Here is a 21536-nt window from a genome sequence, read left to right on the forward strand (position 1 = left end):
CCAATCAGCTTCACGCAAGTCCCAGAGCCTTTGGCGATCGCCGTATCGATCGAGATAAAATGTTTGACCAATGTGTGTGTACGCGATAATCGTGTTTAGATGAACCTAAAACCACACACAACCAGGAGGATAACAATATGAAAATCTCACCAGTTGTGGATAAAGAGCTTTCGCAGATTCCCATCATTGATATTAGCGCCTTGGTTTCTAGAACAGATGAACGCTACACAGTCGCTTCTCAAATTAAACAAGCATGTTGCGAGTGTGGGTTTTTCTATATCGTTGGACACGGTGTAGACGAGGATTTACAACAACGCTTAGAACTACTTAGCCGAGAATTTTTTGCCCAGGATTTAGAAAGTAAATTAAAAATCCGCATGGCTTTGGGTGGTAAAGCATGGCGGGGGTATTTCCCAATAGGAAGCGAATTAACATCCGGTAAACCCGACCACAAGGAAGGTATTTACTTTGGTGCCCAACTGGGAGAAGAACATCCACTAGTGCAAGATGGTACTCCCATGCATGGTTGTAACCTCTTCCCAGCTAATATTCCACTCTTCCGTGAGACAGTACTTGAATATATGGAGGCAATGACCCACCTTGGACACACGCTGATGGCTGGTATTGCTCTAAGTTTGGGACTGGAAGAATCTTATTTTGCTGACCGTTACACAGCAGACCCACTAATATTATTCAGAATTTTTAACTACCCTGCCTATTCATCGCCGTCAGATTCGGAAGATAAATGGGGAGTTGGCGAACATACTGACTACGGTATCCTAACTATTCTTAAACAGGATCATTCAGGTGGATTGCAGGTGAAATCAAAATCAGGCTGGGTTGCTGCATCTCCTATTCCTAATTCCTTTGTGTGCAATATTGGCGATATGCTAGAGCGAATGACGGGAGGTTTGTATCGTTCTACGCCTCATCGTGTTCAGAATTTGTCAAGCCGCCATCGCCTTTCGTTCCCCTTCTTTTTCGATCCAAATTTCAATGCTGAGGTGAAGCGGATTGAATTAAACGGGTTATTGATAAATGACGACAAAAAACAACGCTGGGATGGCGCTAGCGTTCACGATTTTCAAGGAACTTACGGTGATTATGTCTTGAATAAGGTATCTAAGGTTTTTCCAGAGTTGCAACGAACGGTTTTATCTAACAAAGTAATCGAGCCGGTTAATTTTAAGTAGAGCGATAGTCACTATAGATTAGGACATAATAGACTTCTTGCATAAATAATTTTTTGTCTCACGCAAAGGCGCAAAGACGCAAAGAAGAAGTCGAAAATAAGGACTTTTGCAAGAGGTCTAATGACAAGCTTGAATGCCAAGAATAGTAGGACTTTTACCTCCTGCCTCCTGCCTCCTGCCTCCTGCCTCTTGCCTCCTGCCATAGCTTTAAAGCTAAATAAAAAAATTCCCGTTGCCATCACAAGTGACAACGGGAGTTGAGCAAATTTTCTATCAACTATCGATAAGCAACTTGTGGGCCTGCCCAAATTTCTGTAACCTGTTTTCCGAAAGTAATAGGTTGGTCGTCCTCTGTTGTAGTGACAGTCTTGCCATCATTAGCAACTTTGACCAAAGGCCAGTTTTCCTCGCCTAGTTCGCCTGCACGAAATAGGACATGATCGGGTTGGCTTTTACTCCAACCTAACAAGACTGCAATCTTCTCATCGTCATTTTCCTCATTAGCGGGAGCAACAGTGTTAGCGCGATTTTTTTGCCGATCCCAAATCACGGCGCTATCTGTAGAATCACCTGTGTTAAATACGCCTTCAAATTTGCGTGCTAAAAAGCGATCGCCTTTTTCCGACCAACTAACAGGAACTAACACCCCAATCTGACCGCTGGTATCAGTTTCTTCTGCTGACATCGCCTTGAAAGCTTTGGCTTTTAATAGGGGATCGCTAACAGGAGTAGTTGAAGCCATCACCCACAATTTCTTAGTTTGCATATCTTGTACAAACAGAACGCTGGTGACACGGCTGTTATACATTTGGGGTTTTACTTCTAGTTGTACTCGGCTATAAACAGCATATTTACCATCTGGAGAAAGCACCGGTACGCTGCGGTAGTGGCGCACTCCAGAACCACCGTTAGAACTAATAGCCTCTTGAGTAGTTGTAATCCATTTCCAAGGAATAGGATGAGGACTACCAATGGGATCTATTTGTTCTGCTTGGGACTCATCAACTGGTTCAGGATTAGGTATTTCCGTTGTTATTGTTGGTTGTGGCTCTCTTAAAATTGGTGCTACTTGAGTTGCTATCAATGATTCAGTAAAAGGTTTTTCTGTAGGTAAAGAAATTTTTTCTTCTTTCAAAGATTTGATATTAGCAGCTTTGAGTTTTTGCACTAATTTAATTTGACCAACAGGAACATCTGTTAATGGTGCAAGTTCGACTTCTGCCAAAGGATCGGGAACATTTAAATTTAAATCGCGGCTTGAGAGAGAACTATCTGCTTGTGCAAAAGACTCAATTTTATACTCTTTATCCTCTGGTAATACTTGCGGTTCCCGAATAGCGCTGCTTTGTGTTGGCACAGAATCGAGTTCTTCTGCTGATGAGTTGACTCGATCTACTGTTAATGTCTCAGCTATCTCAGGTTCCCCAACTAAAGCTATTTCCTTTGATACAGGCTCAGATTCAGTAATTGAAGTTCGTTTAACTACTTCGGATTTTACTGGAGCCGAGTGACCGGATGCCCCTAACAAGGGTGCGATCAATATCACAACGACAACGTAATTGAGAAATGGTTGGGCGCGGAACCATCCTGACAGCAAAAGGGATTTAAGCATTTGTAGACTCTCTAGAGGGGCGGTTGCTTATGTGAGGAGCAATACCTATGCAGCAATGGAGCAGGCGATAATTATATGTATAACAAGAAACTAAAAGCTTTTACTAAATAATTTCTTCATTTGCAGAAAATGATAAAAAAGTATCATTAGGTACACCTTTTCTTTTTACATTACTGAATATTTTTTTCCGAAAATATGCGAGTATAGTAACTGTGCTGATAACTCAGTAGTTACTACAGATATCAGTTATGGTGTAGACAGAATTAATCACACCATAAAACCTGTGTTTAAGGGGTATTTAGCTTAAATTTCGAGCTAACTTATATAGCCAAGTTATAGCAGCTAAAATGCACTGTTGAAGTTCATGATAGCAATCGCTAGCAACCATCAACTAAAGCAGTTTACAGACTCTATTCAGTGCAAACCCCGGTAATGGTAGTGAGGCGTTACGTGAAAAGCTGGGAAAGCAGACACATAATACATCATACTCAGAAAATATTGCTGCCAGCAACCCTAAGTTATAAATTGCAATCTCAGGTACAGAAACACTTGGGACGCAATGCTTTTGTAAAAAAGCAAGGAAATTAAACGCTGAAATTTGGCAAAATTATCAGCACAAGAGCAATATCTACTGGGTAGATGTTCTAGAAACTCGCAAGCACGCAGACCTTTGAGCTAACTAGAGGGAGATGCAGCTTATATGAACTTTTATTGTTGCTAACTTAATGTAGTTAAGTTAATCAAGCAGTATATAGTTTCAACAAATACGATAACATCTTACCACCAAAGACCCAAATTATAAATATCTAACATAAAAGTTGTCACTTATCAGGGGCACACTTACCATTAACTAGTGATTAGTGACTAATGATTAATGGCGAATGAAAATCGTATTTTTTGGTACTCCCCAGTTTGCTGTCCCAACTTTAGAAAAGTTATTAGACAATTCCAAATTTGAGGTGTTGGCAGTTGTTACCCAACCAGATAAACGTCGAGAGCGTGGAAATAAACTGACTCCTTCACCTGTAAAAGCGATCGCCACTGCTCATAATTTACCAGTATGGCAACCAGAGCGGGTAAAGAAAGACACTGAAACATTGAATCAACTCAAACAATCAGATGCAGATGTGTTTGTTGTTGTTGCCTATGGACAGATTTTGTCCTCAAAAATCCTCAATATGCCAAAATTGGGTTGTATTAATGTGCATGGCTCGATTTTACCGAAATATCGAGGTGCAGCGCCGATTCAATGGTGTTTGTATAATGGTGAAACGGAAACTGGGATCACCACCATGTTAATGGATACAGGCATGGATACTGGTGCAATGCTCCAAATAGCTACTACACCCATTGAATTACTAGATAATGCCCAAGATTTAGCTCAAAGGCTGGCTGCAATTGGTGGAGATTTGTTGGTGGAAACTTTGTTGAAGTTGGAAAGTAAAGAAATTCAACCAATACCCCAAAATAATTTAGAAGCTACTTATGCACCTTTGATTCAAAAACAAGATTATGGTTTAGATTGGTCAAAAAGCGCTATCCAATTACACAATCAAATTAGAGGCTTTTACCCTAACTGCACAGCTAGCTTTCGTGACAACCCGGTAAAAATCACCGCTTCTGTTCCCCTTGCTACAAAAGGCGATCGCCAGCTACCACCAGAGTTACAAGAACTAATGCATAAATTACCTGATTTGTCAAATATATCAGATAGGCCAGGAGTTGTAGTAAGTATTGCTAAAGGAATTGGGGCAATTGTCCAAACTGGGGAAGGTTTGTTGCTGTTGCGAGAGGTTCAGCTAGCTGGTAAACGTCCCCAGTCCGGATGGGACTTTGTTAATGGTAGTCGCTTAACTTTAGGGGAAGTGTTTGGTATGGGAAGTTGAGGTACGGAGGGGTAGAGAGACAAAAAAGACAAGGAGAATAACTCCTCACTCCTAACTCTTGTACAGACGCGTAGACGCTCGAAGAGCGGCTTCTCCTAAGAGTATAATTGCGTCTGTGCACTCATCACGCACTCTTAACTTCTAAGTTTTCATAAAAGCGGCAAGATTCGCAAGGCCCATCTGGGTTGACTGCACAGCGAATGATTTCTGAATGGGCATTGTAGCGACAAGTTGCATCGCCAATTACCCAACGTCCTTCTACCAAACTTTTCTCCGATGGCCGTTTCGCAGACTGGACATAAATGGCAATATTATGCAAACGATAGCGTCCTGCCTTAAGTTGATATCGATGACGGCGTTCTAGAACCGCGTAGGTTTTACCTTCAAAATCCAGATAGTTTCCAGGTTGGGGTGTCCAATCAAGTTGCACTCTACCGAGGGACTCACGCGGATGCGTGAGAATCACCTCAGTTTGTAAAGAGTCTGGCTCCATAAGCTTATGTGATTTGATTTACATTATAAGGATGTTATCGCAATAACTTTCTTTAGCTTACCGAATTCAGATTACAATTAATAATTCACGATATAGCAGGCAATAGGGAACAGGCAACAGGTAACAGTCTTGAAAATCTGTTGGTTTCTTGATTTTACAAACAGTTTATGTCCTAAAGTATGCTTCAATCGTTATATTTGCAAGAAGTAGGGATGTACATCTGTACATCGCTAAAAGCTACGGCAACCAAAATTCAGGCAGGATAGATTTGGTAAAATCACGTACTGTTTGGTTGAGCGATCGCGCCACTTCTATATGCGCTTCATCCGCTTCCACAGGTAAAATCTCAGATGGCTGACCTTCTCCTAAATAAGACACCACCAAATTCGCCGCCTCTAAACCAGTAACGTAAGCTTTTTCTTGAGACCAGGAACCATGACGGTTAATAATCCAATCTCCACTCATAAACACATTCTCAAAACTGGTTTTAGCTTGCAACATATGACGGTAGCTACCAGGTGCAAAGTGAGTCACCGCTTGAGGTAGGCGAATTACACTGCTATCAATTAGCTTTGCTTGGCGAAATTCTGGTATGCAAGTTGCTAAATAACGCTGAACTATTGGTAAAATCTCTTCATCGCTCAAACTCAGAAATTGATTTGCGTGATAAAAATCGGCTTCAATTACTGTTCCTGGTTCATTGCGATATTCATCATGTAGGGCATTCAAATCAAAAAATGTCCAACCTGTAGTTGCATCGAATCCAAAGCAAGCATTGGAAGGACGAGGAATATTAATTTTGCGATCGAACCATAACCGAGTTGCTAAAACATCAATTGCTCCTAAATTGCTCAAATTCCGAAATTCTTCACGACTTTGTAAATTCGGACTAGTTGAAACAATTTTCTTCATACCTGTAATTCCGACTGCAAAAATCACAGCATCGGCATCAAAAACTTCATCACCGCAAACCACGCCTTTTACTCGATGATTATTATCAACAATTAAGTCTGTTACCCGTCGCTTGGGTAATACTCGCGCACCAGCTTTTTCAATACGTTCCACCCAAGGACGAAATATTTTTTCTCCTACAGTTCCCCGACACCAAACCACATCAAAATCCGGTTGATGAGCCAAAATGAAATAGTAAAGCATCCCTAAAGTTGCAGCGGCTGAACATTGTTCGCCAGGGGCAAACAAACCTACCAATAACATTGGTTCAAAAGCGTCGCGGTAAAGTCTTGCAGAAACATTAAAATCTTTGAATAGTTCGCGGGCAGTGAGAAAATCATAACGCCGCCAAGCTGCATCAGAATTATCAAAATCAACAACAGCATAAAGTAAAGGTAAGGCGCTGAGGCGGTCAATTAGTGGCAGCCGTTTAAACTGAGTGTAGAGAAAAGTCCCCAGAGGTGCTGGGAGTCGCGGTAAGTCTTGAAAAATTGGTGATTCAACTTCCAATCCGGCAGGCGAATATTGGGAAGAACGAGTCCAAGTAGTAAAAGGATTAATTCCTAATTCATTAATGAGTGAGAAAATATTTCTGTAAGGATACCAGAAACCATGAATGCCAGCTTCTACAGATTTTCCTGCGGGTGTTTGCCAACCTGCTACCAGTCCGCCGGGATAAGAACCTGCTTCTAGAAGTGTCACATCATAGCCTTGTTTTGCCAAATGGTAAGTTGCTCCTAAACCTGCCCAACCCGCACCAACAACTACCACTCGTTTTTGTTGTGACCCTTCCACCATCGTAGCCTCCGATTCTTCCCATCCAAGAATTTATGATAGCGTAGCTTCTCCGTAGGACTACACAATCAAAAATATCAAATCTAAAATTTTATTATGAGGAAGCAGTTGAGTAAAAACTCCTTGCGGTTAATGCTGAGCTAAGAGTATAACAGAAAACAGATTTAATTATTTATGGGGATTAATCCTAATGGCTCAATTAGCAAATCTAAAATTCAGTCTAGATGACTATGAATTACGAGATGGAATTTATTTTCCTAGCGACTACAAAGATTTGAACAGTACTCAACACAAAAAAACTTGGGATAAAATCGGTAAAACATACTATGGTTCCCAAAAAATTGAAGCAGTCGCAGATGAATCGCCCATCAAACAAGATTACACTCTGCTAACTGGTACGCCTGGAGGTACTTGGAATAAATTTCCATTGAATAAATCTGTTGATTCAGTTCTGGAGATTGGTTGCGGTTATGGTCGCGCACCTTTACATCTCTCTAAAGCTAAAAATTTGAGATGTGAAAAATATTATGGGATTGATATTTCTGAAACTTTATTGCGACGATTAATCAAAGTTAAACAAGAGTACAATTTTTTCCCAGAAGCTGAGTTTAATATAATTTGTAATTCTGCTGAAACATTACCTTTAGCAGATAATTCTATAGATTTAGTAATTTCTAATTGTGTATTTATGCATATTCCAGATGCACAATTAAGAAATTTATTAGCAGATATATCTCGCGTACTCAAACCTGGTGGAATTTTTGTTTTTAATCATTCATTTCACAATAAGTCTTGCCCTTCTCATATCATCCATAATTTTGTGAGAAAGTTGAATCCATTTGTGAGAAATCCAGTTTATCTCAAGCAATATTCAGCTGCTGAAATAGAGGAAATGTTGGCAAGTGCTGGGATGAAAACGAAATGTCCAGAGTATATTGTTGAACCAACAGAAGAATATGCAATCTTGCCAGAAACTATTAAAGGAATTCGGGTGCCGTTTGCTAAAGCTATCAATCAAAGTCTCAGACCGCCAGCTAGTTTAAAAGCAACTTTGGCTTATGGTTTTAGCGCCTACAGCACTAAACTGGACTAATTCAGAAACTAGCAACACATCCTTGGGTAAAGACGCGATGAGCCGCGTCTTTACAAAATGGTCTATTTGTTGCATTCTTTTTTCAAATTGGTCTGATTTGTGAAAATTAGCGATCGCCAATATCCCTGATTTCTTACTAGAAGTCAGGGATCTAACTTTTCACGCCATCTAGAAAACCTCTCTCCAAATCTCTCCCTTTCTAGGCTATGGTGCAATACAGTTCGGTTAAGGTTTTTTGATGAAAATTCTAGATCGCAAAGACGCGATAAATCGCTGTCTCTAGAATAATCAGCATTTCTAATTCATATCAGGTGGAATTTACCAACTTTGGTTTTAAAAAGTTGGTAAATTAGGGATTAGTTGAGCTAATTTTTCCTTACGCAACTATGCCGTTGGATTTATCGCCGCTTTGGATATCACTCAAAACTTCATTACTTGCTACTTTTATTACTTTCTTTTTGGGCATTGCTGCTGCCTACTGGATGCTGGGATATCGTGGCAAAGGTAAATCTTTGATTGAGGGTATCTTTATTGCTCCTCTAATTTTACCGCCGACAGTTGTAGGTTTCTTGTTGCTGCTGTTTTTTGGCAAAAATGGCCCTGTAGGGAAATTGATGCAGACTTTTGACTTGACCATTGTCTTTACTTGGTATGGTGCAGCGATCGCCGCTACAGTTGTTTCTTTCCCGCTAATGTATAAAACTGCACTGGGAGCCTTTGAACAAATCGATAGCAATCTGCTGCGGGTAGCCAGAACCCTTGGTGCAACAGAAAGGACAATCTTTTGGCGTATTAGTTTACCCCTAGCACTACCTGGTATTTTAGCTGCCACAACCCTCGCCTTTGCCCGTGCTTTGGGAGAATTCGGCGCAACATTAATGCTGGCTGGTAACATTCCCGGACAGACGCAGACAATTCCAATGGCAATTTATTTTGCTGTGGAAGCAGGAGCGATGGACGAAGCGTGGTTTTGGGCGATCGCAATTATGGTGATTTCTCTATCTGGAATTATTGGGGTTAACTTCTGGCAGGAAGTGAGGGAGAAGAGGAGGGCAGGGGGCAGGGGGCAGGAGGCAGGAGGAGAAGTTTTTTATCGGCCGGACTCTAATTTTGAGTCGTGTGGATTGTTTGTTGACATTGAAAAAATACTTCCTAGTTTTCATTTAAAAGTGGCTTTCACCAGTAATGAGCAGCCTTTGGGTTTATTGGGGGGTTCAGGTGCAGGTAAGAGCATGATTTTGCGTTCCCTTGCGGGGATAGAAACGCCGACAAGAGGGCGGATAGTTTTAAATGGCAGAGTGTTGTTTGACTCGGAAAAAGGAATTAATGTACCTAGTCGCGATCGCCGCATTGGTTTTTTAGTGCAGAATTATGCTCTGTTTCCGCACATGAGTGTCGCGCAAAACATCGCTTTTGGTTTGCCTAAAGGATTGTCGGCGGGAAGTATTAGAGTACAGGTAGAAGAACTATTATTAAATATGCAGTTGCAGGGATTAGGCGATCGTTACCCACACCAACTTTCAGGAGGTCAACAACAACGGGTAGCCTTAGCAAGAGCATTGGCCAGTCAACCAGAAGCATTGCTTTTGGATGAACCTTTTTCGGCACTCGATACTCATCTGCGTAGTCAATTAGAGCAGCAAATGACAGAAACTCTTGCTGACTACCAAGGCGTGGCTTTATTTGTCACCCATAATATGGAAGAAGCTTATCGGCTTTGCCCGAATCTGTTGGTATTAGAGCATGGCCGAGTCGTCCATCATGGTAGCAAATACGATATTTTCGAGCGTCCTAACACTGTGGGTGTTGCTCAAATCACTGGGTGTAAAAACTTTTCCCGGATTGTTCTTCAGTCAGCGCAACAGGTAGAAGCAACTGATTGGGGTTGCACTCTCCAAGTCGTGGAAGCAACGAACAGTCAACTGTCTCACATCGGCATTCGTGCCCATCAAATTATCTTAACTAGCGACTCATCGTGTGAAAACACCTTCCCTTGTTGGCTAGCACGGACGAGTGAAACGCCCCATCGAATAACATTGTTTTTGAAACTGCATTCTACTGCTAATAATTCTCAAGATTACCATTTGCAAGCTGAAGTGTTTAAAGAAAAATGGATAACTATCAAAGACAAACCTTTTCCTTGGTATGTGCGTTTAGATCCTTTGCGGCTAATTTTAATGGAATAAACGCATAGATGTAGAGTAGGGAACAGGCAATAGGCAATAGGCAATAGGCAATAGGCAATAGGCTTAAAAACCTTTTTGTGTAGGTATTTGTGTAGGTATTTTACGATTAGTTTGTGCCCTAAACTAGCGTTAAATTGTTATACGATTACGACTTATACCAATTCTCTATAAGCTTGCACACCTTTATCTTCTTTGGCGTTCTTCTCTGCGAGACGCTACGCGTTGGCGGAAGCCTCTTTTAGAGAAGGCGGTTCGTTTTTTCATAACATCAAAAAAATTTCCTCCCCTATTGCTCACTCCCCACTCCTACTTGAGTCAGCCTCTTATGCTCATTTACTTTGCTGCACCTCTGTTTTCACAAGCTGAACTACACTTTAACCAGTACCTCACTGAAAAACTCGAATCGCTCGGTTATCAAGTCTTTTTACCACAGCGCGATGGTGCAGAACGGCATAAGCCACCTTACGACAAAATGACCAAAGAGGAACGTAGATTGGCAATGTTCCAACTGGATACAGCAAAAATTATGGAGTCTGACGTATTTTTATTTGTATTAGATGGACGTGTACCTGACGAAGGAGCCTGTGTAGAGCTTGGAGTTGCATATACCCACAAAAAACTTCAGCATCCAAACAAGTTGATAATTGGCTTGCATACTGATATTCGCGCAGCATTCATCGGCTCAAAACTCAATCCAATGATATGCGTACCTTTGGAATACATTGCAATAACAGAGAAAGAATTGCTGCAAGTGTTAAGACATTATCACGATTTTCAAGTTCTGCCTAATTTTACAAACCAGATTTAACTGTAATTTGCTGTGATTTTTAAAGCCTATTTAAATTGTGAATTTTGAATTCTGAATTAGGTTTTTATAGCAATAGCCAAAGTGGTTAGGACATCGACAGATGATAAAACTTAGACACAAAAAGACTTTTCACCTAATCCCTAATCCCCAGTCCCCAGTCCCTTGCTATACTTCAAGCGCCCAGACCCAAAGAGCCTGAGCGCTTGAATATTAGGTTGCAGAGAAACTTCTGCGAAGTGGGAGAATTATGCGGTCATCATGTGCATAGATCTGCAAGATTCTGCACATTTGCGGCAAGCAGCAGCACATTCCATCATTTTGGCATCGTCGCTCATCATTTCACAAGCCATAGCGCAGCGATCGCACATTTCTGCACACAGCATACAAGTGCGTTCCATGAACTCAGAACCGCCCATCATCATGTTCATACACATCATGCACATTTCAGCGCAATCACGCATCATGCTCATCATGCTCATCATGGTTTTATCCATGTGCATACCACCTTTGCTCATGCAGTGAGTCATGGTTTCCATGCACATTTTGTGACAGTTCATACAAGCATCTATACAAGCTTGCATTTCTGAAGTCATGGTTTCAGTCATCATCATCATCATAGGAAATACCTCTTGATTTATTGATGCATTAACAACGTCCTTGTTAGGACTACTTATAACAGTAGCCCTATCTTTTTTAGCAGTCAATGGGGCTTTTTCTTCAGAATTTATAAGCCTACTATCCCGATATAATTACCGGAAATTTAGATTAATTCTCCAGTTATTTAGTGTTGTTTTTGCAAAGATTCATACATGTTAAGGCTTGGATACTCCCGTTTTTAAGTGGAGTTTATCGGACAAATCAATTTTACGTTGGGGATCAAAAGTGAGAGCTAAATATTCGAGAGAAAATAATGTCATTTTTTTTAACAAATGCCTAAAAAAATATTTATTAACTTATATTAATTCAAGAATTATTAAGTTATATTAGCTTGAAATTAGACATGCTTCAAAGTTACACAACAACAGCATGAAAATCTCTTGACCCGTGCATACACACTATAGGAGTAAAGCATTCTGCGCTTTACTCCTACATCCACTCTGCACTGCCTACTTCCTAATTTCAAGAAAGAGCATTTTCTAAATCAGCTTGTAAATCTTGCTGATGCTCAATTCCTACTGAAAGACGGACTAAATTATCCTTTATTCCCCGCTTAAGTCGTTCTGTTTCTGGTAGAGAACCGTGGGTCATTTTCGTGGGATAACAAAGCAGCGACTCAACTCCTCCCAAACTTTCAGCCAGCAAAAACAACTTAAGTCGAGAAGCAAATTTTTCAACCTCAGCAAAACCGCCTTTTAATTCCAAACTAATCATCCCCCCAAAGCCAGACATTTGCTCTTTTGCTAGTTGGTGTTGTTCGTGGGTAGGTAAGCCTGGATAATAAATTCGCTCAACTTTAGGATGCTTTTCTAAAAATTTAGCCAAAAATAAAGCGTTTTTTTCATGTTCTCGCATTCTCACAGCAAGAGTTTTAATTCCTCGCAGCACTAACCAACTATCAAAAGGACTGGGAATAGCTCCGATCGCATTTTGATAAAACTTCAGTTCCGTGTATAGTTGCTCATTAGATGTAATAACTGCGCCACCAATAATATCACTGTGTCCCCCTAGATATTTCGTAGTGCTGTGAACTACAATATCAGCACCTAAATCTAACGGTCTTTGAAAATAAGGACTAGCAAAGGTATTATCAACTACTAAAATCAGATTGTGTTTGCGGGCAATATTCGCTAAGGCTGCAATATCAATAATTTTTAACAAAGGATTGGTAGGAGTTTCAATCCAAATTAACTTAGTATTTGGTAGAATTGCAGATTCAAAATCAGCGATATTATCAATATCTACATAGGTAGTTGTCACACCCCAATTTTTGACAACCTTTTCTAACAAACGATAAGTACCACCATATAAGTCATCGCCAGCAACAATATGGTCGCCACTTTTGAGCAGACTTAATACAGTGGTGGTTGCAGCCAAGCCAGAGGCAAATGCTAAACCAAATTTACCATTTTCAATAGAAGCTAAAGCCTCTTCTAAAGCAGTGCGCGTAGGGTTTCCTGTGCGAGAATATTCATATCCCTTGTGCTGACCTATGGCTTCTTGTTCATAGGTGGAAGTCAAATAAATAGGGACAATTACTGCACCTGTTTGGGGGTCTGATTGCTGACCTTCATGAATTGCTTTAGTTTCAAATTCCATTATTTTTCCTTGATTATTCTTGGGTTTGGCTAATCCAATATCTAATTAAATCTGCTCTGGTAATTAATCCAATAGGAACATCACCGCGCTTAATAATAATGCCTGTGGTTCCTGATAAAAGCAGCCGATAAGCTTCTGAAACATCAACTTCTTCATCAAGAATTGGTAGTGGTTTACCCATCACTGCTGAAACTTCCTGATTGGAAAAGTTAATACCATCATGTAGGAATTTCATTAAAGAAGCTTCATTAATACTTCCTACTACATGATGATTATCAATCACTGGTAGCTGAGAAATATTTAATTTTTGCAGATAGTTTGTGGCTTGGCTCAAAGTATCACGGGGACTAACAGCAACTAGCGAAGGAAAATCTGTTTTTTGAGCAAGAATTTCTCCAACTTTAGTACTTTTGACTGCTGTACCTTCCCAAAACCCATTTTCCTGCATCCACGCATCTGAGTAAATTTTATTAATATAATTTCTTCCCGTATCTGGTAATAGCACTACAATATACTTTGGCTCTGTTAATCTAGCTGCGTATTTCAATGCTGCGGCTACTGCTGTACCACACGAACCTCCTACTAATAAGCCTTCTTCCCGTGCTAAACGACGAGCCATATTAAATGACTCCTTATCACTAACCCGAACCATTTCATCTACTATTTGACGATTAAAAGTTTTGGGAATAAAGTCTTCGCCAATTCCTTCAACTTTGTAAGATTTGGGTGTGTCACCGGAAAGAATTGAACCTTCCGGATCTGCACCAACAATTACGATATTTGGATTTTGCTCTTTGAGATATTTGGCAACTCCGGAAATTGTACCACCTGTTCCCATTCCGGCAACAAACACATCCACTTTACCATTACTATCTGACCAGATTTCTGGGCCTGTAGTTAAATAATGTGCTAAAGGATTATTTGGGTTTTCAAATTGATTTGGCCTATAAGCTTTGGGTATTTCTTTGGCAAGTCTTTCCGCTACACCGTTATAACTTTCTGGTGAGTCAGGCGGTACAGATGTGGGAGTAACAACTACTTCCGCACCATAAGCTTTGAGCAAATTGATTTTATCCTGACTCATTTTATCAGGCATGACGAATATACAGCGATATTTTTTTACTGCTGCAATTAAAGCTAATCCTACGCCAGTATTGCCTGCGGTGGCTTCAATAATAGTACCACCAGGTTGGAGTTGACCTATTTTTTCTGCGGCTTCAATCATAGTTAAGGCAATTCTATCCTTGGTGCTGCCGCCAGGATTAAGATATTCTACTTTGGCATAAATAGTTGAGTGAATATCTTCGGTAATCTTGTTAAGTTTGATTAATGGAGTTCTACCAATTGCTTGCAATATATTTTCGTAAGTAGTCATAATAGCAGCTATTAATGAGTTATAAAATGCTGTCTTGGTTATCTTTGCGTACTTTGTGTACTTCGCGGTTTGTTAAAAAAATTAATTTCACGATTCAAATATGTTGCTATAATTGGTAATCATTATTACAAAAACTAAAGAGTTCCAATTATTGAATGTTGGATACATTTAGATGTAAAAACGAACTGCAAAGGACGCAAAGGTCGCAAAGATAAGAAAATCCTCTTAGGATGTTGGTTGTAGAGTTGGTTGGAGTTTGAGTAATCTATCGCTTGCTGCTTGCAATGTTTCAAGTCTTTTGCTAAAGCAGAATCTAATCAATGAATGTCCTTTTTCAGGTTGGTGAAAAAAGCTGGAACCAGGAACTACAGCAACACCAATATCTTTAATTAAATGGTAAGTAAATTCAACGTCGCTTTTGTAGCCGAATTGGGAAATATCTGCAAGAACATAATAGGCTCCTTTGGGAAGGAAGTAGGGAATACTAACTCGATCTAGAATTTGTAAAATGTTGTCTCGCTTCTGTTGATAGAGTTTGGCTAATTCTTGATAATAGGATGGCGGTAGTTGCATGGCGGCAACTCCGGCTCGTTGCAATGGTGCAGGGGCACCTACTGTTAAGAAATCATGGACTTTACGAATGGCTGCCGTTAATTCTGGGTTTGCTAGAATATAGCCGACTCGCCATCCGGTGACGCTGTAGGTTTTGGATAGTCCGTTAATGGTAACTGTGCGTTCTTCCATTCCGGGAAGAGTTGCTAAGGCGATATGTTGAGCGCCATCGTAGAGAATGTGTTCATAGATTTCGTCAGTAAAGGCTAGTACATCCCACTTTTGACAAAGTTCGGCAATTAGGATGAGTTCTTCACGGGTGAAGACTTTGCCGGTGGGGTTGTGCGGTGTATTAATAATAATGGCTTTGGTATTAGCGTTGAAAGCTTGACGCAACTGTGTTTCATCAAATGTCCAATGTGGAGGATGTAGTGTCACATAGCGGGGTGTAGCGCCAGCTAGAATTGCATCGGGGCCATAGTTTTCATAATAAGGCTCAAATACAATTACTTCGTCACCAGGATCTACTGTGGCCAGCATTACAGCTGCCATTGCTTCTGTGGAACCACAAGTCACAGTGATTTGAGTTTCGGGGTTGATATCTAAGCCGAGATACCAGCGAACTTTGTTGGCGATCGCTTCCCGAAATGGGCGATCGCCCCAAGTGATAGCATATTGGTTAACATCAGCCTCTATTGCTTCATAAGCTGCCTGCTTCAACTCCTCAGGACAAGGAAAATCAGGAAATCCCTGGGCTAAATTCACCGCACCATATTGCAGTGCCACCCTTGTCATTTCTCGAATTACCGACTCCGTAAACTGGCCTGCCTTGGCTGATATTTTTTGGCGCTGCATCTGACTCACCCCTTTGCCTCTTATACGATAATTTCTGTAAACCCAAATAAAACCGTAATATCGATAGATTTATCGTAGTATACTCAAATTCCCAATCGAGAGGAAGGAGTGAGAATTAGGCATGGGAAGAAGACAAGGGGAAAGAGAAAGGGGTAAGGGGAAAGATTAAATTTATTCCTTTTCCCTTTTCCCTTTAACCTTTTCCCTTTTCCCCTGTTCCCCCTGCCCAATCCCTAATCCCCAGTCCCCAGTCCCCTATATACTAAATTATTGAGATTAATAGTCAATTATTGAAGGTACTAATCCAGAATCATCATGAAATCTTTGCACCGTCCCGATCTCTATAGCTGGTCTAGTTTCAATCCGGCAAGAAATATTGATTTCAATGGGATTGCCTGGATTCGCCCAGATGGCAACATCTTGATTGACCCAGTAGCGCTATCAAACCATGATTGGAATCATTTGCAATCCCTCGGTGGTGTGGGTTGGATTGTGTTGACGAATTCCGAACATGTCAGGGCAAGTAAAGAAATTGCCGATCAAACTTATGCCAAGATAGCCGGTCCTGTGGCGGAAAAAGACAGTTTTCCCATACACTGCGATCGCTGGCTATCTGATGGTGAAGAATTTGTACCCGGACTAAAGGTGATTGAACTCCAAGGTTCTAAAACGCCCGGTGAACTGGCTCTATTACTGGAGGAAACAACGTTGATTACAGGGGATTTAGTACGGGCACGCAAGGCAGGTAGTTTGACAATATTACCTGATGACAAGCTACTGAATCGAGAGCAGGCTATTGCTTCTGTGCGGAGATTGGCAGAACTCAGCCAGGTAGAAGCTGTGTTAGTGGGGGATGGTTGGCCTGTGTTCCGCGATGGACGCGATCGCTTAAAGGAACTTGTGGCAACGTTATAAATAGCTGGAACGATGCCTTCGCCTTAGGCATCATTCCAGCCAAAATTTATACATTTTTTTAAAACTATTATTGAGTGTTATGAGAAGTTCCTTTTTTTTTTAAGCAATGTGGAAGTTTACAATCAGTGGCAGATGCGACACCGAACTGTTATCAATATATTGGTAGTTAGCAATTTGACTGACTAGCTACGTAAATTGAGAGGGGAAGGATGAACAGTTGCCGCGTTGTCGTTGTTGGCGCTGGATTCGGTGGGTTGCAAGCTGCAAAATGTTTAGCTGATTCTGGTATAGATGTACTATTAATCGATCGCAACAACTATCACACCTTTGTACCGTTGTTGTATCAGGTTGCCACAGGTCAATTAGAACCTGAGTACATTGCTTACCCGATTCGGGCAATTTTACGGCGATTCTCTTTCTTACGGAATAAAGCTAAGATTCAGTTTTTAATGGCTGAAGTTAAGCAAATTGATTTTTCCAAACGAACTATTGAAACAGAAACTTGTTTAATTAGCTATGACTTTCTTGTGCTAGCAACTGGAAGCCAAACGCAGTTTTTGGGAGTTCCTGGGGCTTCAGAATATGCTTTTTCCATGAGAACGTTAGAAGAAGCAATAGCCATTCGCAATCAGATTTTGTTTTGTTTTGAGCGAGCTATTCAAGAATCTGATTCATCACGACGCGAACAACTGCTGACGTTTACAATTGTCGGCGGTGGAGCAACCGGTGTTGAAGTGGCGGGTGCTTTAGCAGAAATGCTTCGAGGTCATTTGCGTCGAGATTATCCCACACTTTTGCCCCAAGTGAGGTTGATTCTAATACAATCTAGCGATCGCTTATTGGCCGAACTGCCAAAAAAGTTAGGAGCTTACACTCATAAACGATTACATCAACTAGGAGTAGAGGTTTATCTGCTTTCCAAAGTCACTAGAGTGACTTCTGAATCTGTATATCTGCAAAACGATGAGGTAATTCCAACTGCAACCGTCATTTGGACTGCGGGGGTAGAGGCAAATTATCCCACAATATTAGACGAGCCTTCTTTGGCAAATAAACGCAAGTTAATTGTTCATCCCACCCTGCAATTGCTAGAACAACCTAATGTTTATGCCATTGGGGATCTGGCATATCTAGAAAAGAACGGCAAACCATTAGCTGGATTTGCATCAGAGGCACTTCAACAAGGCGTGGCTGTAGCTCGAAATATTCAGCTGCAATTTCGAGGTAAATCACCACAACCTTTTAGCTATTTCCACAAAGGAATATTAGTGATTATTGGTTGCTATTCAGGTGTGGCAAAAATTGGCACATTTGCCATTACAGGCTGCTTGGCTTGGCTGATGTGGCTGGGAGTTCACTTAATATATCTTCCTGGCCACCGCAGTCGCTTATTAGTGTTACTTACTTGGCTTCATACTTATTTATCACGCGATCGCTCAGTTCGCTTAATTCTGTCTGTGAAAAAACGTTAGTGAAGAGTGAGGAGTTAGGAATGAGGAGTTAGGAGTTAGGAGTTAGGAATTATTCTCCTTGTCCCCTTGTCCTTTTCTCTCCCCATCTCCCCATCTCCCGATTTATGCAGGAACAAACTTCAGCGAAACACCGTTCATGCAGTAGCGCTGGCCTGTGGGTGCAGGGCCATCATCAAAAACATGACCCAGATGACCACCACAGCGACTACAATGCACTTCAGTTCTAGTCATAAACAACGACCTATCTACAGTAGTAGCGATCGCACCTTCAATTGGTTTATAAAAGCTAGGCCAGCCAGTACCGCTATTAAATTTGGTCTCAGATGTAAACAACGGTTGTTCGCATCCAGCACAATAATAAGTGCCTTCATCGTATTGTTTATCGAGAGGGCTAGTGTGAGCGCGTTCAGTCCCGTGTTTACGCAATACGCGAAACTGTTCTGGCGTTAAAATCTGACGCCACTCTTCCTCAGGTTTGCTAATTTCAAATCTACTGTTAGAAGTTGTCATTTCTTCTGACCCCCATTTGATATACCTTGATAACAAAGCTGTGCCAACTATTACTGCACTAGCCTGTAAAAAATACCGCTTGTCCATATATCTATTATTTTCTATTTCCTGGCTCACTGGCCCATCAGCTCCAGTACGGTATTCCCGGCTTTAATTATCAGAATTAGCGATCGCTCTGAATTAACCCTGATAATCTGATTAAAATTAGATGAGAAACAACAAATTACTCATAGAAGACTGGACGGAAATCCGATCCACTTGACTTGATTCCCCGCTTTAAATAAAAATCTACTAAAATTCTGCATTTCTCTTCAATCATCATTTTCATCATCTGAACTTGTTAAATCTTGAGTACTGCCCTGCTTATCCTGACCGATCGGAAACATAAATGAGCGATTGAGCCGCTTCACACCACTCAGGGTGACTAGGGTCAGTAACCCTCCTAATAATCCCATTTGCCACAGACCGCAGCCGATGGCAGCCCCCAATCCCGCCGCTGTCCAGACACACGCAGCTGTAGTTAACCCGCGTACTTTTGGTGTCGCAGATTTTCTGGGAGACTCTTGTAAGATTAATCCAGCTCCCAAAAATCCTACTCCTGTAGCTACACCCTGTATTGTCCTACTCAGTGCATTGATAGCAGCATAGGGACTATCACCCTCAGCTTGCAAAGGAATCATCACGAATAGTGCCGCACCCATACTCACTAGCATAAAAGTTCTCATCCCTGCTGGCCTACCTCCTTGCTGACGGTTAAATCCAATCATGCAACCTACCAGCAGCGCCAAAGACAGTCTCAACGCTATATGCGGCCAATCGTTGGCAGTAATAAACATCGGCCCCATTATCTTATTTCTCCTAGAGACACAACGGAATTGGACGCCTATTGCTAGTTGACTGGATAACTACCCACGTCTAGAGATAAAAACTTAACTACAATAAATCAATAGGTTTGGCGTACATTAAGAACAATTTAACAAAAGGTTATCAATAAGCAAAATAATATACCGAAAGCTGTAATTCCTCGATTCCTCCGAGAGGTAGAGGCAGGGGGGCAGGGGAGCAGGGGGGCAGGGGGGCAGGGGAGCAGGGGAGAAGTTAGAGTAAGTCTTTTCCCATGCCCAATGCCCAATACTTCTCTACGAGAGGCTGCGCCAACGGCTGCGCTCAGTACAAGTGCCCAATGCCCAATGCCCAATGCCCAATGCCCAATGCCCCATACCCAATGCCCTGTGTTTCTTAAAAAACTTCTTGCTTAGTAAAGTTGAATATGTGATACTCTAAAGCTGTAAGTAAAGTACGGTATTTTTATCAAATTACCGTAGTTTAAAAGGATAGAATTCATGCAGCTACTATGGTTCATCCCAACCCACGGAGACGGACGCTATCTTGCAACTGCTACAGGCGGAAGGGCAGTGAGCTTTGCCTATCTGCGGCAGATTGCCCAAGCGGTGGATGACCTTGGTTACACGGGGGCTTTGTTGCCAACGGGTCGCTCTTGCGAAGATGCTTGGATTGTAGCGTCAACGTTGGTATCACTAACACGGCAGATGCGTTTTTTGGTGGCAATTCGCCCTGGCTTAGTGTCACCTGGAGTAGCGGCGCGAATGGCGGCGACATTCGATCGCCTTTCTGGTGGACGCTTGCTGATTAATGTAGTTACAGGCGGCGATCCCGTAGAGTTAGCGGGAGATGGCTTGCATTTGGATCACGATCGCCGTTATGAATTAACAGATGAATTTTTGACAGTATGGCGAGCGATCGCTAGCGGCGAACAAGCCAATCTTGAGGGGGAGTATCTCAAAATTCAAGATGGCAAACTGTTGTTTCCACCAGTCCAAAAGCCATATCCACCCTTGTGGTTTGGTGGTTCTTCTCCCATTGCCCAGAAAATTGCTGCCAAACATGTGGATGTTTATTTAACTTGGGGCGAACCACCAGCGCAAGTAGCCGAGAAGATTGCATCAGTTAAGAGACTTGCCCAAGCAGAAGGCCGGACATTGCGGTTTGGTATTCGCCTACATGTAATTGTGCGGGAAACCGAGAGTGAAGCTTGGGATGCGGCGAATCAATTGATTAAATATGTAGATGACGAAGCGATCGCTAAAGCCCAAAAAGCTTATGCACGGATGGATTCAGAAGGGCAACGGCGGATGACTCAACTACACCACGGTAGTCGAGAAGCATTAGAAATTAGCCCGAATCTGTGGGCAGGAGTTGGCTTAGTACGGGGTGGTGCCGGAACAGCCTTAGTCGGCGATCCGCAAACTGTAGCCGCTAGGATATTGGAATACGCTGATTTGGGTATTGAATCCTTTATTCTTTCTGGCTATCCCCACCTAGAAGAAGCTTATCGAGTTGCAGAACTTTTATTTCCCCATTTGCCTTTAACGAATCTACCCGCAGTAGAAAAGCAACATGTCTTGAGTCCATTTGGCGAGATCGTCGCAAATGAAGATTTTCCTGGGCACCATAAACAGAAAGCTACATCCATATCCTAGTAAAGTTTAGGGTATTGGGCGTTGGGCATTGGAATGCTCTCTAGTCTTTAGCCCCCACTCCCCATTCACTATTCCCCATTAAT

General features: G+C 41.7%; 18 protein-coding genes. 9 read left to right on the plus strand and 9 right to left on the minus strand.

Going from position 1 to position 21536, the window contains the following annotated elements; translation table 11 throughout:
- Positions 1–137 precede the first annotated feature (137 nt).
- Positions 138–1193, plus strand: coding sequence for an isopenicillin N synthase family dioxygenase (locus H6H03_RS29565; RefSeq protein WP_190958622.1), 1056 nt, complete (start codon positions 138–140; stop codon positions 1191–1193).
- A 277-nt stretch (positions 1194–1470) separates the two neighbouring features.
- On the opposite strand, the gene H6H03_RS29570 is transcribed toward H6H03_RS29565, so the two are convergent.
- Positions 1471–2805 (minus strand): hypothetical protein, encoded by a 1335-nt coding sequence (locus tag H6H03_RS29570; RefSeq protein WP_190958623.1) that lies wholly within the window; start codon positions 2803–2805, stop codon positions 1471–1473.
- 881 nt (positions 2806–3686) lie between these two features.
- On the opposite strand from H6H03_RS29570, the gene fmt reads away from it, so the two are divergent.
- Positions 3687–4691, plus strand: coding sequence for a methionyl-tRNA formyltransferase (fmt, locus tag H6H03_RS29575; RefSeq protein WP_190958624.1), 1005 nt, complete (start codon positions 3687–3689; stop codon positions 4689–4691).
- A 124-nt stretch (positions 4692–4815) separates the two neighbouring features.
- Here fmt and H6H03_RS29580 read toward each other — a convergent pair whose 3' ends face one another.
- Positions 4816–5184, minus strand: coding sequence for a DUF6464 family protein (locus H6H03_RS29580; RefSeq protein WP_190958625.1), 369 nt, complete (start codon positions 5182–5184; stop codon positions 4816–4818).
- Positions 5185–5421: 237 nt separating this feature from the next.
- Positions 5422–6933, minus strand: a complete 1512-nt coding sequence (locus H6H03_RS29585) for a hydroxysqualene dehydroxylase (RefSeq protein ID WP_190958626.1) — start codon at positions 6931–6933, stop codon at positions 5422–5424.
- Between the two features lie 187 nt (positions 6934–7120).
- Between H6H03_RS29585 and H6H03_RS29590 the strand changes: the two genes are divergently transcribed.
- From H6H03_RS29590 to H6H03_RS29600, 3 genes are all read left to right on the plus strand, one after another.
- Positions 7121–8023, plus strand: coding sequence for a class I SAM-dependent methyltransferase (locus H6H03_RS29590; RefSeq protein ID WP_190958627.1), 903 nt, complete (start codon positions 7121–7123; stop codon positions 8021–8023).
- A gap of 386 nt (positions 8024–8409) precedes the next feature.
- Positions 8410–10209 (plus strand): molybdate ABC transporter permease subunit, encoded by a 1800-nt coding sequence (gene modB, locus H6H03_RS29595; RefSeq protein WP_190958628.1) that lies wholly within the window; start codon positions 8410–8412, stop codon positions 10207–10209.
- Positions 10210–10534: 325 nt separating this feature from the next.
- Positions 10535–11017 carry a nucleoside 2-deoxyribosyltransferase gene (locus H6H03_RS29600; protein WP_190958629.1) on the plus strand — a complete coding sequence of 161 codons (483 nt, stop codon included), beginning with the start codon at positions 10535–10537 and terminating at the stop codon, positions 11015–11017.
- A gap of 245 nt (positions 11018–11262) precedes the next feature.
- Here H6H03_RS29600 and H6H03_RS29605 read toward each other — a convergent pair whose 3' ends face one another.
- The 4 genes from H6H03_RS29605 to H6H03_RS29620 all read right to left on the minus strand — a co-directional run bounded on the left by H6H03_RS29605 (position 11263) and on the right by H6H03_RS29620 (position 16055).
- Positions 11263–11634, minus strand: coding sequence for a four-helix bundle copper-binding protein (locus H6H03_RS29605; RefSeq protein WP_190958661.1), 372 nt, complete (start codon positions 11632–11634; stop codon positions 11263–11265).
- 502 nt (positions 11635–12136) lie between these two features.
- A complete protein-coding gene (locus H6H03_RS29610; RefSeq protein ID WP_190958630.1) occupies positions 12137–13273 on the minus strand; it encodes a cystathionine gamma-synthase in 1137 nt (378 codons plus the stop codon).
- 13 nt (positions 13274–13286) lie between these two features.
- On the minus strand, positions 13287–14648 hold the full coding sequence (locus H6H03_RS29615) for a cystathionine beta-synthase (RefSeq protein ID WP_190958631.1): 1362 nt from the start codon (positions 14646–14648) through the stop codon (positions 13287–13289).
- A gap of 225 nt (positions 14649–14873) precedes the next feature.
- On the minus strand, positions 14874–16055 hold the full coding sequence (locus H6H03_RS29620) for a pyridoxal phosphate-dependent aminotransferase (RefSeq protein WP_190958632.1): 1182 nt from the start codon (positions 16053–16055) through the stop codon (positions 14874–14876).
- A gap of 315 nt (positions 16056–16370) precedes the next feature.
- Between H6H03_RS29620 and H6H03_RS29625 the strand changes: the two genes are divergently transcribed.
- Together H6H03_RS29625 and H6H03_RS29630 are read left to right on the plus strand one after the other, a co-directional pair.
- Positions 16371–16970, plus strand: coding sequence for an MBL fold metallo-hydrolase (locus H6H03_RS29625; protein ID WP_190958633.1), 600 nt, complete (start codon positions 16371–16373; stop codon positions 16968–16970).
- Positions 16971–17179: 209 nt separating this feature from the next.
- Complete coding sequence (locus H6H03_RS29630) at positions 17180–18442, plus strand: NAD(P)/FAD-dependent oxidoreductase (RefSeq protein WP_190958634.1); 1263 nt, start codon at positions 17180–17182, stop codon at positions 18440–18442.
- A gap of 102 nt (positions 18443–18544) precedes the next feature.
- Here the strand turns inward: H6H03_RS29630 and msrB are convergent, their stop codons facing one another.
- Both msrB and H6H03_RS29640 read right to left on the minus strand, forming a co-directional pair.
- Positions 18545–19039, minus strand: coding sequence for a peptide-methionine (R)-S-oxide reductase MsrB (gene msrB / locus H6H03_RS29635; RefSeq protein ID WP_190958635.1), 495 nt, complete (start codon positions 19037–19039; stop codon positions 18545–18547).
- A gap of 224 nt (positions 19040–19263) precedes the next feature.
- Positions 19264–19797 carry an MgtC/SapB family protein gene (locus H6H03_RS29640; protein WP_190958636.1) on the minus strand — a complete coding sequence of 178 codons (534 nt, stop codon included), beginning with the start codon at positions 19795–19797 and terminating at the stop codon, positions 19264–19266.
- A gap of 279 nt (positions 19798–20076) precedes the next feature.
- Between H6H03_RS29640 and H6H03_RS41510 the strand changes: the two genes are divergently transcribed.
- On the plus strand, positions 20077–20211 hold the full coding sequence (locus tag H6H03_RS41510) for a hypothetical protein (protein ID WP_277926193.1): 135 nt from the start codon (positions 20077–20079) through the stop codon (positions 20209–20211).
- Between the two features lie 84 nt (positions 20212–20295).
- The gene (gene ssuD, locus H6H03_RS29645) at positions 20296–21453 is read left to right on the plus strand and encodes an FMNH2-dependent alkanesulfonate monooxygenase (protein WP_190958637.1); all 1158 of its coding nucleotides are present in this window, start codon (positions 20296–20298) and stop codon (positions 21451–21453) included.
- Positions 21454–21536: the final 83 nt, after the last annotated feature.

This window comes from Nostoc paludosum FACHB-159, from assembly GCF_014698835.1.
GTDB classification, from domain to species: domain Bacteria; phylum Cyanobacteriota; class Cyanobacteriia; order Cyanobacteriales; family Nostocaceae; genus Nostoc; species Nostoc paludosum.